The 15,704-nt window shown below is 45.9% G+C and carries 16 protein-coding genes; 7 read left to right on the forward strand and 9 right to left on the reverse strand.

Translation table 11 applies throughout. The annotated features are described in order from the left end of the window. Positions 1-1,362, forward strand: a 1,362-nt coding sequence (gene rseP / locus IKG78_RS02975; RefSeq protein WP_290939038.1) for an RIP metalloprotease RseP, incomplete at its 5' end; no start/stop codon positions are given. A gap of 145 nt (positions 1,363-1,507) precedes the next feature. Here the strand turns inward: rseP and tsf are convergent. The 4 genes from tsf to IKG78_RS02995 form a co-directional block, all read right to left on the reverse strand. Continuing rightward, on the reverse strand, positions 1,508-2,401 hold the full coding sequence (gene tsf, locus IKG78_RS02980) for a translation elongation factor Ts (protein WP_290939041.1): 894 nt from the start codon (positions 2,399-2,401) through the stop codon (positions 1,508-1,510). A 1-nt stretch (position 2,402) separates the two neighbouring features. Then, positions 2,403-3,143, reverse strand: coding sequence for a 30S ribosomal protein S2 (gene rpsB, locus IKG78_RS02985; protein ID WP_173358212.1), 741 nt, complete (start codon positions 3,141-3,143; stop codon positions 2,403-2,405). A gap of 222 nt (positions 3,144-3,365) precedes the next feature. Further along, complete coding sequence (locus IKG78_RS02990; RefSeq protein WP_290939048.1) at positions 3,366-3,734, reverse strand: hypothetical protein; 369 nt, start codon at positions 3,732-3,734, stop codon at positions 3,366-3,368. A 12-nt stretch (positions 3,735-3,746) separates the two neighbouring features. Further along, positions 3,747-4,646 carry a hypothetical protein gene (locus IKG78_RS02995; protein WP_290939052.1) on the reverse strand — a complete coding sequence of 300 codons (900 nt, stop codon included), beginning with the start codon at positions 4,644-4,646 and terminating at the stop codon, positions 3,747-3,749. A 170-nt stretch (positions 4,647-4,816) separates the two neighbouring features. On the opposite strand from IKG78_RS02995, the gene IKG78_RS03000 reads away from it, so the two are divergent. The 4 genes from IKG78_RS03000 (at position 4,817) to IKG78_RS03015 (ending at position 8,687) form a co-directional block, all read left to right on the forward strand. Then, entirely contained in the window at positions 4,817-6,256 is a 1,440-nt protein-coding gene (locus tag IKG78_RS03000) for an RNA-binding domain-containing protein (RefSeq protein WP_290939055.1), read from the forward strand. A 366-nt stretch (positions 6,257-6,622) separates the two neighbouring features. Beyond that, on the forward strand, positions 6,623-7,333 hold the full coding sequence (locus IKG78_RS03005) for a hypothetical protein (RefSeq protein ID WP_290939059.1): 711 nt from the start codon (positions 6,623-6,625) through the stop codon (positions 7,331-7,333). A 938-nt stretch (positions 7,334-8,271) separates the two neighbouring features. Beyond that, positions 8,272-8,490, forward strand: a complete 219-nt coding sequence (locus IKG78_RS03010; RefSeq protein WP_072979066.1) for a DUF2281 domain-containing protein — start codon at positions 8,272-8,274, stop codon at positions 8,488-8,490. Further along, positions 8,487-8,687, forward strand: a complete 201-nt coding sequence (locus IKG78_RS03015; protein ID WP_290939065.1) for a hypothetical protein — start codon at positions 8,487-8,489, stop codon at positions 8,685-8,687. The genes IKG78_RS03010 and IKG78_RS03015 overlap by 4 nt, the downstream gene beginning before the upstream one ends. A 265-nt stretch (positions 8,688-8,952) precedes the next feature. On the opposite strand, the gene IKG78_RS03020 is transcribed toward IKG78_RS03015, so the two are convergent. From IKG78_RS03020 to IKG78_RS03035, 4 genes are all read right to left on the reverse strand, one after another. Then, entirely contained in the window at positions 8,953-9,855 is a 903-nt protein-coding gene (locus IKG78_RS03020; RefSeq protein WP_290939068.1) for a class I tRNA ligase family protein, read from the reverse strand. 159 nt (positions 9,856-10,014) lie between these two features. Further along, the gene (locus IKG78_RS03025) at positions 10,015-10,764 is read right to left on the reverse strand and encodes a DUF6339 family protein (RefSeq protein ID WP_290939071.1); all 750 of its coding nucleotides are present in this window, start codon (positions 10,762-10,764) and stop codon (positions 10,015-10,017) included. Positions 10,765-10,766: 2 nt separating this feature from the next. Next, positions 10,767-11,636, reverse strand: coding sequence for a hypothetical protein (locus IKG78_RS03030; RefSeq protein WP_109587780.1), 870 nt, complete (start codon positions 11,634-11,636; stop codon positions 10,767-10,769). After that, complete coding sequence (locus IKG78_RS03035; protein ID WP_290939078.1) at positions 11,620-13,566, reverse strand: hypothetical protein; 1,947 nt, start codon at positions 13,564-13,566, stop codon at positions 11,620-11,622. Before IKG78_RS03035 ends, IKG78_RS03030 begins: the two co-directional genes overlap by 17 nt. A 411-nt stretch (positions 13,567-13,977) precedes the next feature. Here IKG78_RS03035 and IKG78_RS03040 point away from each other — a divergent pair, with 411 nt between their 5' ends. Continuing rightward, on the forward strand, positions 13,978-14,262 hold the full coding sequence (locus IKG78_RS03040) for a type II toxin-antitoxin system RelB/DinJ family antitoxin (RefSeq protein ID WP_290939080.1): 285 nt from the start codon (positions 13,978-13,980) through the stop codon (positions 14,260-14,262). Continuing rightward, positions 14,262-14,537 (forward strand): type II toxin-antitoxin system YafQ family toxin, encoded by a 276-nt coding sequence (locus tag IKG78_RS03045; protein ID WP_290939083.1) that lies wholly within the window; start codon positions 14,262-14,264, stop codon positions 14,535-14,537. The genes IKG78_RS03040 and IKG78_RS03045 overlap by 1 nt, the downstream gene beginning before the upstream one ends. A 281-nt stretch (positions 14,538-14,818) precedes the next feature. Here IKG78_RS03045 and IKG78_RS03050 read toward each other — a convergent pair. Continuing rightward, on the reverse strand, positions 14,819-15,704 hold an 886-nt coding region (locus IKG78_RS03050; RefSeq protein WP_290939086.1), incomplete at its 5' end, for a class I tRNA ligase family protein.

Raw genomic sequence — 15,704 nt, forward strand, 5'->3', positions numbered from 1 at the left:
AATTTGTTGATGTTTGTTTTGGGGCTTTTGGCTCTGAGTTTTCTTGTGACAATCCACGAACTGGGGCATTTTATCGTTGCCAAGTGGAATAAAGTCAAAGTGAATACGTTCTCGGTCGGCTTTGGCAAAAAGCTTTTCCGCTTCAAGAAGGGCGAAACGGAATACTGCATTTCGGCAATTCCGTTTGGCGGTTATGTGGCCATGGCGGGCGAGAACCCGGACAAAATCAAGGAAGGCGAAAAACCGGCGGAACATGATTTTTTGGGGAAGTCGGTAGGTGCGCGTGCCGCTATCGCATTTGCAGGTCCGTTCGTAAACATCGTCTTTGCGTTTTTCCTCTTGATTCTCCTTTACATGGTGGGCGTTCAGGAACCGGACAACAAAAGTCTCATCATCGGTTTTGTGGCTGAAAATTCGTCTGCGGAAGTTGCAGGCATCCAGCCCGGCGATACGATTACCGCCATCAATGGCAAGCCGACTCAAGGCTGGGACGATTTCCGCGAACAGATTGGCGTAAGTCTCGGGGCCGACGTAAAACTCGAAGTTCATCGCGGCGGCGAACCGATTACGGTTAACGTAATTCCGCAAGAGCTTGTAATTCCGGCGGTGGATTCTACATCGGAACCGATCAAGATGGGCATCGGCGATATCGGCATTTATCCGCGCAACCGCGTGATTGTGCGTCTGCCACCTAAAGCAGGTTCCGCTGCCGAAAAGGCGGGAATCTTGCGTGGCGATACCATCTTCGAAATCAATGGCGAACATATTTCCCGCTACGAAGACGTTGTCCGCTTAATTGACGGTTCCAAGGGCGCTGAAGTCAATGTAACATTGAAACGCGATGGCAAAAAAGTTGATGTAAAAATGACTCCCGCTTACAGCGAAGAATTCAAGCGTTACATCGTTGGAATCCAGATGGGTTATGTAATGTTCAGCGAAACGCATCTTGTGCGTCGCGGCCCGATTGAAGCATTCGAAAAGACGTGTGCCACAAGCTGGAAAATGACCACGAGCATTTTCCGCTATTTCCAGCGTTTGTTCAAAGGACAAGTCAAAGTCGATGCGTTCTCCGGCCCAGTCACCATTGTTGCCGTGATGGGTAACGTGTGGATGAGCGGTTTTCAGGATTTCTTGATGTTGCTCGCGCTCATCAGTATTAACTTGGGTGTAATGAACTTGCTACCTCTTGCGATTACCGATGGCGGACTCCTCATGTTCCTCGCTATCGAAAAAGTGCGTGGCAAGCCGCTTAGCCTCAAGACGCAAACCGTTATTCAAAACGTCGCAGCCGCGTTCTTCATCAGCTTCTTCGTGTTCATCACGATTCTCGATTTCGGCAAAATCTCGCTGTTCTTGAAATAAAACACTTTGTCGGAATTGCGATTCCATAAAAAAAATGGCCGTCCCGCAAAGGACGACCAATTTTAATTTCGCAGGATGACACACAGTGTTTTCAGCAGCGACATCACTGTCAACTGCCTACTTCCTACTGTTTACTGCCTACTAATTAGTTACCGCGTTCGAAGCGGATGAAGTTCACGACCTTCAAGCTGGTGAGACCGAGCTGCTTTGCAACGACCTGCTGGAGGTAGTCCTTGACAGAGAGCTTCTTCGGGTTCTTTTCAGCCATGAAGAATTCCTGGTCTTCGAGAACGATTTCCTTGAGGACCTTGGCAACGCGGCCCTGGAGCTGACGTTCAACAAATTCCGGCTTGGTAGCCTTGCCGGTCTGCTGAGCCTGGAGCTCGATCTGAGCGCGGGCGATTTCCTTTTCCTTTTCGATCGTTTCAGCCGGGACGGCAGCATCGTTCAATGCAACCGGAGCGAATGCAGCGGCCTGCATGGCGATGTCCTTGGCAGCCTGCTTGAGAGCAGCTTCGTCGGCAGAGCCTTCGAAAGCAAGTTCAGTGATAACACCGATCTTGCCCTTCATGTGGCTGTAAAGACCGAACACGGAATTCGGGACCTTCTTAACTTCGGCGAACTTGCGGAAGTCAATGTTTTCCTGAATCTTCACGAGAACGTCCTGGAGGCGGTCATTGATCTTGACGCCGTCAACAACAGCGTTCTTGAGGTCTTCGACGGAAGAGATTGCCTGCGTTTCGACAGCCTTGGTAGCAAGAGCTGCGAGAGCAACGAAGTCGTCGTTGTTGGAAACCGGTTCGGTTTCGCAGGTGAGTTCGAAAGCAGCAGCCTTGTCTGCGGTTTCGATAAGATAGACGCGGCCTTCCTTAGCAGCCTTGTCTGCGCGCTTTGCAGCAACAGCAGCACCTTGCTTGCGGAGGAGTTCCAAAGCCTTTTCCATATCGCCGTCAGTTTCGGTGAGTGCCTTCTTGCACTGCATCATGCCGACGCCAGTCTTTTGGCGGAGTTCGTTAACGAGGGAGGCGGTAATCTGCATATTACTTGTCCTCACCGTTGTCGAACTTCTTCACTTCTTCCTTGGATTCCTTCTTTTCAGCAGCGACGCGCGGCTTGACGTTAGCAGCGATGTAGTCCACAATGAGCTTGAGGGACTTCACAGCGTCGTCGTTTGCCGGGATCGGGTAGTCCACGAGGGTCGGATCGACGTTCGTGTCGCAGATGCCGATGATAGGAATGTGGAGACGGCGAGCTTCTGCAACAGCGATCTTTTCGTGAGCGAGGTCGGTCACGACGAGAAGGCCCGGGAGGTTCACCATTTCACGGATACCACCGAACACGTCGAGGAGCTTGGCACGTTCACGATTCTTGTCGAGGACTTCCTTCTTGGAGAGAGCCTGGAAAGTGCCGTCCTGTTCCATAGCGTCGATCTTGTCGATCTTCTTGATGGACTTGCGGACAGTCTGGAAGTTCGTGAGCATACCGCCCAACCAACGGTTGGTGACGGAGAACTGGTTGCAAGCAGCAGCAGCGTCGAGCACGCACTGACGTGCAGTCGGCTTCGTGCCAACGAAGAGCACGGTCTTGCCAGATTCAGAAATCTTGGCAGCGGCCTTGGCGGCTTCTTCGAGGAGGTCACGAGTCTTGGAGAGGTTGAGAACGTAGATGCCGTTCTTTTCTGCCAAGATGTACGGTTTCATTTTCGGATTCCAGCGCTGAGTCTGGTGACCAAAGTGGGAGCCTGCAGCAAGCAGATCTTCGACGGAAGGCAAATTAGCCATAGTATATTTTCCTTTTCGGTTGTTACTACCCGGACTGCAATTAAGCCACAAAGCGAAGTTCAATATTAATTGTACCGCGCCACCGAAGCGACTCTTGCAAGCCGGTGATTGTTTACGCCCAGGCGATATTGCTTGAGCTAGCGCAAATATAGCTAAAGGCGAGCGTCGCGGCAACCGTGCTTGCACGGATTGACCGAGCCACACCCATTGATTTTCATGCGGTCACAAAGGGCAACCCGAAGACAGTCTCTCATTTTGTCCAGCAGTTTCTGGTTTATTTTTAGAGCTGGGGAACCGCGACATGTAATCTTCGATTTTTTCCTTGATGATCGGAAATCGAGCTTTTTCGATTCCTTCATTCCCCACGTAGATTCTCAAAATCGGACAACCATTTTTCATGTAATCGACATCCACGCTGACAACATTTCGTTTGTACAAATCAATCACCAACGCGCCAGCATCATCGCGGAACGGGTACGAACAAGAACGTCCTTCTATAGTAGCAATAACATTTATATAATATATAGGCTTCAACGAAAGCAAATATTGTACCGCCTCCTCGCATATCCAACGTTTTTTCTCGAAAAACATCGCCTCTCCTTTTTATTGATATAGGTACGGCAGTTCTCTCATGTTATTATAATACGTAGTCAAATTCGATTTCGGGCTATCCATTTTGTGATTCGGATCGTCAATACGGATGCAACGGATGGGATAATAATATTCAGGCTTCATGAAGCCCACCGTCAAAACAAATGACGCTAATTTCTTTTCCTCTTCCGTGTAATTGTTCGGCACAATCACGGTCGGGAATCCTTCAGCCGTCCAAACAATGCTCAAGGAATCCACAAGTTCAAAAATACTTTTGTCTGTATTATAAAATCCAGACAAATTCAATTCAACTGTATCGACCAACCCCCAATTTTTTTCGTGCAAGCGAGAACGCAAGCGTTTCAGACCGCTTGGATCCAAAGGATCCACGACCTTAATAGGGCTAAATGTAGGCCAATAACTCAATCGCCCATTTTCTGAAAAAAAGAGACCCGCATTCTGCCTTGCCGAAGCAATGTTCCAACCCGCAGGACACGCTTCGATTCGCCCCTTAAATGCATAATAGCGCCCCCGTTCGCAAGAGGAATCCAGACAAACGCTCCATCTAGTTTTGTATCTCAAGTTTTCCAACATCAAGTGAAACGTCACAGTATCGCCGCCCGCCACGAAACCCGAATCGTATTCGGACATGCCGCAGCCCCTGTACTCCGCAAACTTCAGCACCGTATATTCGTTGCTGTCTCGCGGATCTACAAAGGTCTCAAGTTTCTGAAAATAATAGTCATCGACATTCTTTTCAGAGCAATGCTCATAATTACGGGGAGGTTTCCATTTTACCTCCACCCTGTCGATAAGCACGGAAATTGCCACACCAGCGACAAAGCCGATAGCAAGCCACAACAACCACGAACCCAAAGACCGACCAAAGATTTTAAACGAAAAGAGTTTCACGAAAGCCTCCACAAGAATGAACATTTAAGTATCGTTTGTGAAAATTCAAATGTAAACACGACTGGGGATTTTTCTTCCTCGACCTCCATTCACGAGCAAATCCTAGATATTGACGCACCCCATTCATTGGTTTATATTATGGCTAGCAAAATACGAGGAGCATACAACCAATGACGGCTGACGAAATCAAGAAGGGCGAATCCGAAATTTTAGAATTCAAAGGAAACGAGCTGTCAGAAGATCCAAAGAAATGGCTAAAGACCGCCATTGCCTTTGCTAACGGCAAAGGAGGTTCTATTGTTTTCGGCGTCGAAGACTCTACGCTCAAAATTACAGGTATTCCGTCGGTAAACGTATTCAAGTTCATGGACTTGATTACAAACGAGGTCAGCGACAGTTGTTCTCCGCAAATTTTTCCTCACTTGCATCTTGAAACCATCGAAGACAAGACCATTGTCGTGATGGAAATCCTCAAAGGCGACCGGCCACCCTATTTTTTCAAGCCCGAAGGCGAACGTCATGGAGTATACATCCGCGTCGGGGCAACCACACGCAAGGCGGAACCTGAAAAAATCCGCGAGTTGATGCTTTACAGAGCCCACAAATCCTACGATGAAATCGTAGAAAGGGACGTCAAACCTGCAACCAAGAAGCAGATTAACGAATTGAGACGGATCATAGCCGAGCGTTCCACAAGCCACAAGAAAGTCTCTGTAGAAAACCTTATCAGCTGGGGTTTGCTCAAGGAACAAGATGGCAGCCTGCTCCCAAGTATTGCATTTAGGCTTCTTGCCGCCAACGACCTATACTTTGCCAAAATCCAATGCGCAAGATTCAAAGGTTTAACGCGTTCAGTATTCCTCGACCGCAAAGAATTTGACGGACCAATTTACCAACAAATCGAGGATACTTTTGAATTTATCTATAGGCACACCAATGTAGGAGCCCAAATCAAAGGTCTCTACCGCAAAGACGTGTATGATTATCCGCCCGAAGCCGTCCGCGAACTCTTGGCAAACGCCGTATTGCACCGCAACTACATGGACAGTTCCTGTATCCAGATTTCAGTATTTGACGATCGTATCGAGTTTCAAAATCCGGGAGGTATTTTCGGCGATTTGTCCCTCGAAAAAGTTCTTGCAGGCTATTCAAGCGTTCGCAACACGCAAATTGCAGATATTTTCCAAAAGATGAACATTGTCGAAAAATGGGGAACGGGTCTTTTGAGAATCGCCGATATCTGCAAAGAAGCTGGTTCAAGTCCAGTCCAATACGAAGCGGGTTCTGGCTACTTTATGGCAACGCTATTACGAAAAGGGACTGCAAAAAGCAGAAATGATACTTTAAACGAGAAAAATGATACTTTAAATGATACTTTAAACGAGAAAAATGATACTTTAAATGATACTTTAAACGAATTATCAGACAAGGAACGACAAATATTCGATTCCATAAAACAAAAAAATGATAATACAGCTCAAGAAATCTCCTCGCAACTCAATATATCCATCATAACAGTCAAACGCGCCATCAGCACGCTCAAAACAAAGGGCCTCATCGTCCGCGCTGGGAGCAAGAAAATCGGTTTCTGGAGCGTTAAAGAAAAATAGAGAATTCCGCCAAATTCACCATTTTAGCGCCATTTCGCTGCTTGCAGAGTTTTTTCGCGTCCCTTTTCGGCTTTCTCGTTCGTAAACAAAAAAATTACAAACACGTATTTTCGAGCGTCATTATTTGACACATGGATTTCATATATTTGAAATTGAAGTTATGAGAGTATTTGAATTTTTCTCCTTTCCATTCTCCGGCGCCCTCCCCAAAGGGCTAAACGTCACCACGAGCACCGATTCAAAAGTCGGATCGCCCACGTAATACAATCCATACAGCTCTTTTTTTTGCCTTTTGACTCGTTCAAAGGGTTTTCCGTCGTCTTTCCGTCAAATCCACAGCCCAAAACACACCAAAAGGAATCGCTCATGAAGCACACCAACCCCACCACCGCCATCAACAACCTCATCATGGCCGCCCAGACCGCCACAAACGAGGTCGATCGCGACAAGGCCATCAACGAACTCTGGGAACTCTGCGGAGACAGCATTATCGGCATCATGGCCGGGAAGTCTTACCAGATGGATTCCGATTTCAGCCTCAGGGGTTCTAGTCCCAAGGATCGCAAGGACAATCTGCTAGGCGACGCTTACTTCATATTCTACAATGCCGTCGCGACGTTCAACCTAGATTTGGGAGTGCCCTTCATCGCCTACACCACTCAAAAAAGCAGTTGGTTCTTGGCCACAGAAAAGCGCAACAACTCCAAGCGCAGTGACCGCGAAAAGTGCGTTGATTTTTCGATGGAATCAGGCCGCAACATCAAAGACGATTCCGAAACCGCACGCATGTTGGCAATCCTCAAAACCCTCGCTAGCAGCGACAGCTTCGAAAGCGATTGCGACTGGCAAGACGCGGTCGAACTCGTCTATCGTACCATCAAGCACGCCCCCAAGCTGTACGAATATTTCACGGCCAGTTTGGATCTGTGCAAGGAAGGCGATGAATACAGCGATGCCGAAGTTGCAAGGCACATGGGCTGCACCCGTGCAAGCGTCGGGCTCTACCGCAAGGCGCTTATCCGCACCATGAAAGAAAACGGGCTACTTGCAGAATTCACTCAGCTTATGGCGGCATAGGTGTTCATAGGGATTCCTTTGATTAAATTTACCGATGTTGAGCAAGCGTCTCATCGCATCCAAATCAAATTTTGAGATCTTTACCCCGCTATTTTCGGGGGTGTTTTAAGTTACAGAACAAATCGTTTTTCGCATATCGCTCAATTTTTCTTGAGAGTTGGAATTTATCTCAACACTGTTTTTGAGCAACTTGAGATTTAGTTTTGTTCAATATGCTATTTGAAACGACCAAGGATACCATCCTTACCAGCAGCAATGCCAACATATAGAGCCGTATATTTTACATTGTCAATTACTTTGTGTTGTAAAGGCTTGCCTGCAAGACGCTTCCAGTCAAGTTTTTTGAAAATCCTTTTAAGAAATGCAGACCTATCGCGTAAGAAGTTTGCAAGCTATTGCACACCAAACCTAAGAATAGCATATTCCTAATTGTAACATTGCCCAGACCATCCTAACTTTACGAATAGCCATTGACAAACGAGATTGATTTATGCCTTTTATGAATAAGAAAACCTTGCACGCCTCTTAACAATGCGCACCCAGCAAGGTTCTTTTTTGGGGACAAAAGCCAGGGCGTTACGGGCGCGACGACTGAGCGCCCGTTAGAAGGGGTGGAGAGCAACAAAGTGCGAACCAGGGGAAGGCTTTCCCCTTTATATAAAAGAGACCGCAGCGGTTAGGCTACGGTCTTTAATGTTTTTGGATTGGGTTCTTGGCCCTTTTCGGGGCCGGCGACGCAAGGGACGCCTGCGCCATCACCTTGCTGTTGAAGATTGTGCCGTTCCTGATTATCGTGGGAATTGTGGCATCGCTTATGTTTTGTGGAGGGTGATTTTTTCAAATTTGGCGCAATTTGTAAAGTCAACGGGCTAACCCAACTTGGAAGGGGTTGCATTTTGAGCAACTAAAAAGGTATATTTAGAAAGGAGGTTTCTCTTATGCCTATCGAACTGCTGCAAGAAAAAGTCAAGGCCATCCCAGCAGAATATGTAGGGGAAGTTTCTGATTTTATCGATTTCATTCTACAGAAATCGCTAAACACGTCCGTCAAGCGGAATGTGAAAAAATTCGGTATCGCTAAAGGCCAGTTTTCCATCCCCGACAATATCGATTCCTGCAATGACGAAATCGCAGAAATGTTCGGGGTGAACGGATGAAAGTCTTACTGGACACGCACATCGCTCTTTGGACTCTTCTTGACAATGAAAAACTAAAACGAGACGAGAACGCACCATCGCACAAGGATCCGTTCGACAGAATGCTCATTGCCCAAGCAAAAGCAGAAGGGATAATTTTGCTGACACACGATTCGTTATTAGCAGGATATAACGAGCCCTGTGTTATGACGGTCTAACTATTTGCCAGAACTGTTCACATGAAATGCCGCAACTGTTAAGGTTGCGTTTTTTGATTTGTTTCAGGGCGTGCAGACGGAGACTTCCCCTTTTATAAAAAAAGACCGCAGCGGTTTATTGCTACGGTCTCTAAATGTTTATGGATTGCTTCGTCGCCTTTCGGCTCCTCGCAATGACGTAACTGTTATTTGACCACGATGTTCACGAGCTTGCCGGGCACGACGATGGACTTCACCCCGGAACAAGTCCGGGGCAGGCTCAATATTACGCCGGCTTGACGACGATATTGACCAACTTACCAGGCACAACAATAGCCTTGACAACCTGCATGCCGTTCATGAACTCCTTCACTCTTTCGTTTTCAAGAGCAAGCTTCTCAAGTTCGGCCTTGTCCATGTCCTTCGCGACGGAGGCTTTGGCGCGGACCTTGCCGTTCACCTGAAACACGACTTCGACGGTGTTTTCCACAGCCTTGGAGTGGTCGGCTTCCGGCCAGGCGACGTTCGTGAGGGATTCGTTGTGACCGAGGATGCTCCACATTTCTTCGGCGATGTGCGGAGCGAACGGGTGCAACAGCTTGACAAAGGTTTCGCAGGGTTCGCGGTAGCGCTTGTCCATCTTCATCATTTCGTTGTTGAAGATCATCAGCTGGCTAATCGCAGTGTTGAAGCTCATGTTCTCGATGTCGCTCGTGACCTTGATGACGGTCTGGTGCATCACCTTTTCGATTGCTTCCGGAGCGGTTTCGTCAACATAAACCGGAGCAGCATCGTCGTCACCCACCACGGAGCGCCAAGCGCGGCCGAGGAAGCGGTTCATGCCTTCGATGCCCTTGGTCTGCCACGGCTTCACGGCATCGAGCGGGCCCATGAACATTTCGTACAAGCGAAGGCTGTCGGCACCGTAGTCGCGCACCACGTCATCCGGGTTCACGACGTTCTTCAGGGACTTACTCATCTTCGCCACGATCTGCTTGAGCTCGATGTCGGTTCCCTTCTTGAAGAACTTGCCGTTCTTCTCTTCGACTTCGTCGGTGGGGACCTTGGAGCCCGCGGCATCTTCGTAAGCGAAGGCGAGAATCATGCCGGTGTGCAAGCACCCCGTCGCGGCACTCGCCTTTCGCAGCTGTGCCGTTCTTTTCTTCGACTTCGTCGGAAAGATTTGCATTTGGGCGTTCCCCGCACTTCGTGCGGGTCGGGCTATATTTTATGGGTCGCCCGGTTCACTCCGTTCCCGCCCAACCTCATAAAACGGCACCACAGAGCCGCCCCAAGGGGTCACTATCCCTAAAGCGAAAGCTTCTTAGACATTATTTCAGATTCTGTTCTACATCGCTTTGAGATGTCGAATGACTCGGTCTTCAATTTCCTCAGCACTGAAAAAATCTAAAATACTTGTGCCACCAAGAACATTTAAGTATCGAGTTGCCTCATAATACACTTCACGTTTCTTCTTTTGATTTGGCAAAACAAAGTTTTCTTTTTCCAGCTTTTGCAAAGCAGTGATTAGCCCTGTTACAATATTCTTATTCGCCATAAAATTATTCGAAAAAATCATTAGCGTTTTCGTTGTAAAGTCATCAGCAAAATACCTAGTTAGAGAAAACGGATCTTCAAGCTTTTCATTATAAGTCAAACGGGCGCACCACCATAATTTTGCAAGAGAATTTAGGAATAAACCTCTTTTCAAGTTCCAAGCAAAGAAAAACCTAGATTCAACTTCATTGTCTTTTAGCTTTCCCGGCTTACTCATTTGCCATCGATTATTGAGAAAACCATAAAAATCATTATGGCAGATTCCAGCCCACAAACGCTCGTCTGTTGCCTGCGTATCGCTCAAGTTTTTCATTGCGTCGTAAAGTTTTATCGCATTTTCAACATCCTGTTTACTGGCTTCCCCATTCACATCAAATTTCAATTCAAAGTCTGAAATTTCCGCTTTAAACTCAACAAAAGGTTCTTCACCACAAGCATCTGCAATCCATTCGTTAGATGGATTTTTATAGCAGTTCAAATTCGCATGAATGTTTTTCCTTAGTGTTTCAAGGCTAGATTCTTTAAGAAAATGAATTTTCATCTTTAGTCCTCATCTTCCAAATCTACTTCAGCAACGGCTGCCGAAAAGGCTTTATTTACAGGAGATTCCATCATTTTCTGAGCAAGATAATACGACGGTTTCATTTCCAGAGTATCCTTATCGAGTTTAATATCGCTTCGTTCAAGAGTTCGACGAATAGATTTAAACCATCTTCGCCCCTCATAGGCATTTATCCCATCTTTACGAATACTTTCAAGAGCATAAATTAGGGCTGGAATAATAACCATTGCATGAAAAATGGGCAACTTGCTTGTAGAGTTACACAATAGTTTATAGTTCTTAAAAGCATCATCACATAAAGTTATAACAATCTTATCACGGTCGAGATCTATCTGCATACCCTCATCTTCATTATCCGACATAGCTCGGCATATCGTAAAGATAGATGGTATTTTAGACAACTCTTCGGCTTCCTTTGTCACCTGTAAAATACGCTGTCCGCCAATGGCAAGTATATTTCCCTTTTCAATGTTGAAAGACATCCCTTCATAATCTTCATTGAATTTACCATTTGAATAGTCAACCAAGTCCTTTGCTGCAACCACAAACAAACAAATTGAAACATTTCCGTTCAGCCTTTTGTTAGAAATCAGTAAGACTTTATGCATATCCGTTGTTTTTATCGCTTTGCGAAAACTCGTCTTTGAACATTCTATGTGAATTAAAATAACAGCATCGTCATTGTCAATTCTTGATTGAAGTTCTGCATTATTCAACGATATTGTTATATCAAGACTAACTTCCGTCAATTGTTTTTGGGGAACGACCGTGAAGGAAAATTCGCTGTCAATATAATCATCGGTATCAGCAGATAATACCGGATATGGGTATAATCTAGCGCGTATATCCATAAAGATTCACCTCCATCGAACACTTTTCCGCATAATCAATTGAAAATTCAATTTTATATTTCTTTTGAGGAACAATTGTGTCAAACAGGATTCGATCTCCATTACAAAGAAGATTTTCTCCTGTTTCTTTATTTTTCGCTTTAACAACCCTGAGCGGAATTTTCCCCGGTTGTTCTCCCGAGAGCTGCAATTGCAAAAAAGCTTTTCCAGAAACTTTCTCTGGCGTAAAAATCAGCAAATATTCATTCTTAGCCGAATTCAATTCCATCATGCGGATAGACATCATTCTAACATTATAAGTCGTTTTCATCATCTGATCGCTATCCCCGTTCCGCGAGCCAGTTTCTCGAATTTCTCCCGAGCCACTTAATCCGCCAGAACCTTGACCTGGCCCATCATTTTTACCAAAAGAGTTACCTTCATGTGTTTTGTTCGGGTCATCATCGTGATAATCCTTTTCACCATCTTCACCACCCGTATAATCTTCTATACCGCCCAAGCCCTCTTCAAACGAAGTACCATCACCAGGCATTCTTTCAAAACCCTTTTGCATACTTTTTGTTGGGGAGTCAAATAATTCAATATCCATATTTTGGTCTGAAACCTGCTCACTCTTTTCTTCATTATTAGAAAAGCTCTCATCAAAATCAGCCAAATATTCACCGACGCCTTCAGCATCAGTTTCATCAACTGTTGCTCGTGCACCTTTATCAAGAATGTAATTTCGTATTAAATCCTTAAGCGCCTTAAATTTAAGGGCCGCATCCTTATCTGTATGTCGATCAGGTTCCCATCTAGTATGCTGTGGATTTTCCATTTTCCTAAAATACTCATTGACTTTTTCATCTTCAAGAATACAGATGCCAGCAAAATCAATGATTGTAGATATTTTTTTCTGATCATATATTCGCATTCCATTCTTTCTACAAATCATCACCTTTCGTCGAAGATTTTTCCCCATAAGTACGCGTAATGAAATTTTACCCATATTTTCAAAATCAAGATTTTCCTGATAAGTAGGTTTTGTCATTACAAGGTAATTGTTGTATATGTCAGGACACTCTTCTTTTATTCTTTCTAACAAACCCTGTAATGTATCTTTCGAGATACATGTCTTATTGACATAAACGACAAGGTCCTCATTAAAAACAGCGACAAGAAAATCATCTAATACAGCCTTAATAATTTCATTTTCCCAATTTTTCTTTTTTATAAAGGCCAAAACAAACAAATCAGTTCCACTATCTTTTCTCGTATATCCCTGTGTTAAAGAACGACATTCCTCCAGCGCTGTATTTTTTTCAATATCCCCATAATACCCAACACCTGTTGTGTAAAGATCTGATGACTCTACTACGGGAGATGACGCTAATCGTGCAACTCCTTGAAAAGCTTTTAATCCATACTTATCCAATGTAGAGTAAAAAATAGCCCTTACTTCAGAACAAGCAAACGGAGCAGACTTCCCTATTCCAAAACTGCCTCCAGCAGAACCATCCTTTCCGGACACGCCCGATGCCTTAACAAGATTTTGCCAAGGAGTGTTGATGGAATCCCTAGAACCAGTCAATCCTGTTGTATTATGGTCGCTAATGCGTAAAATCGAAACCAACGGGAGCCTAGTACATTCATCAGCTCTACTAAAGAAATCCATCGCACGCTGATTTCCTTGCTCTGTCCAAAAACGGTTACACTTGCGTATAGCCTCCCACAATTGTGTGTAATCCGGTATTCGCGTTCTAAGTTCATCAGTAAGTTGGAATTCAACAACAACAGGTTTTCCTTCATCTAGACGCGCATCTAGCGAATTTTGACATATTTCTCTCGCCAACGATTTATATAAAGCACCCTTAAACGTTTCAATACCGGCGTCGCCAATACCATTAATCGTTCCATGATTGTTGTTTGGGAAATTCCAACCGATAGGCATAAAAATCTCCTGAAAGAAAGCGAAGTCCATTTTAAGATGATTTCCTCAAATATAATCTTAAAAAGCACATCATTAACAAACAAATGCCGAAAAAAACAACCAAAAAATCCATTTTTTCATTGCAAAACACCCGATTGTCATAATCTGACATTTACGGTATATATATTTGTAAAGGCGAGGTTCTATGCTGACGACATTCCTTATTGTTCTGGGAATTTTGGTCCTTTTGGGGGCTGGCGATGCGGGAGACGCATGCGCCATCACTCTGCTGCTGAAGATCGTTCCGTTCCTGATTATCGTAGGGATTGTAGCTTCGCTTATGTTTTGTGGAGGGTAAAAGAGGTTATTTTTACTACCATGTATTGCTATTTTACTAAAATTTATATATATTCTAGTAAAAAGGAGTACATCATGGAAACTACAATGAATACAATTAGCGCAAGAATCGACTCAAAACTCAAGACTCAGGCCGAAAACCTGTTCAACGAGCTCGGAATGAACATGAGCACGGCAATAACCGTATTCTTGAAGCAATCCGTCAGGCTCCGCAGGATTCCGTTTGAAATCGCACTCGACACGCCAAATGACGATACCCTTGCCGCTATGGCAGAAGCTAATGAAATTGCGTCCGGCAAACGCAAAGCAAAGTCTTACAAAAACGCGAAAGCAATGATCAAGGACATCCTGGACGATTAATGGAAATCAAGACCACATCAAAATTTCGAAAAGACCTTAAGCAAGCCAAAAAGAAGGGACTGAACATGGCCCTTCTGCAAGATGTTGTTGACAAGTTGGCCGCAGGGAAAAAACTGGAAGAAAAGCATCACGACCACGCCCTAGTAGGCGAATGGATTACATTCCGCGAATGCCATATTCAACCAGACTGGTTATTGATATACAAGATATCCGGCGATGCACTCATTCTAACTCTTGCCCGAACCGGCACGCATAGCGACTTGTTCAAAATGTAATGTTTCTCAGACCTCGCGGCATAGTTTTCTCCGAACTTGCGACATTTTTCTCCGAACTTACGATTCTTTGGTGACATTATTGGGGACATTTTTTGGTGACAAAAAGCCCGGGCGTTGCGGGTGCGGCGTATGAGCACCCGCTAGAGAGGGTGGAGAGCAACGCTGTGCGAACCAGGGGGAAATCTCCCCCTCCATACAAAAAAGGCATTCCGCAAGGAACGCCTTTTTAATGCTTTTTGGATTGCTTTGTCGCCTTTCGGCTTCTCGTAATGACGTAGTTTTTACTTCACCACGATATTCACGAGCTTGCCGGGCACGACGATGGACTTCACGACGGTCTTGCCAGCCATAAATTCCTTCACGCGGTCGTTGTCCATGGCGAGCTTTTCGAGGGCGGCCTTGTCCATGTCCTTGGCGACAGAGGCCTTGGCGCGGACCTTGCCGTTCACCTGGAACACGACTTCGACGGTGTTTTCTACGGCCTTGGAGTGGTCGGCTTCGGGCCAGGCGACATTCGTGAGCGATTCGTTGTGACCGAGGATGCTCCACATTTCTTCGGCGATATGCGGGGCAAACGGGTGCAGCAACTTGACGAAGGTTTCGCACGGTTCGCGGTAGCGCTTGTCCATCTTCATCATTTCGTTGTTGAAGATCATCAGCTGGCTAATCGCGGTGTTGAAGCTCATGTTCTCGATGTCGCTCGTGACCTTGATGACGGTCTGGTGCATCACCTTCTCGATGGCTTCCGGAGCGGTTTCGTCAACGTAAACCGGAGCGGCATCATCGTCGCCCACCACGGAACGCCAGGCGCGGCCGAGGAAGCGGTTCATGCCTTCGATGCCCTTGGTCTGCCACGGCTTCACGGCGTCGAGCGGACCCATGAACATTTCGTACAAACGAAGGCTGTCGGCACCGTAGTCGCGCACGACATCATCGGGGTTCACGACGTTCTTCAGGGACTTACTCATCTTCGCCACAATCTGCTTGAGCTCGATGTCAGTTCCCTTCTTGAAGAACTTGCCGTTCTTCTCCTCGACTTCGTCAGTCGGGACCTTGGAACCAGCGGCGTCTTCGTAAGCGAAGGCGAGAATCATGCCCTGGTTGAAGAGTTTCTGGAACGGTTCGTCGGTAGAGACGAGGCCGAGATCAAACAAGACCTTGTGCCAG

Source organism: Fibrobacter sp., assembly GCF_017545445.1.
Classification (GTDB): domain Bacteria; phylum Fibrobacterota; class Fibrobacteria; order Fibrobacterales; family Fibrobacteraceae; genus Fibrobacter.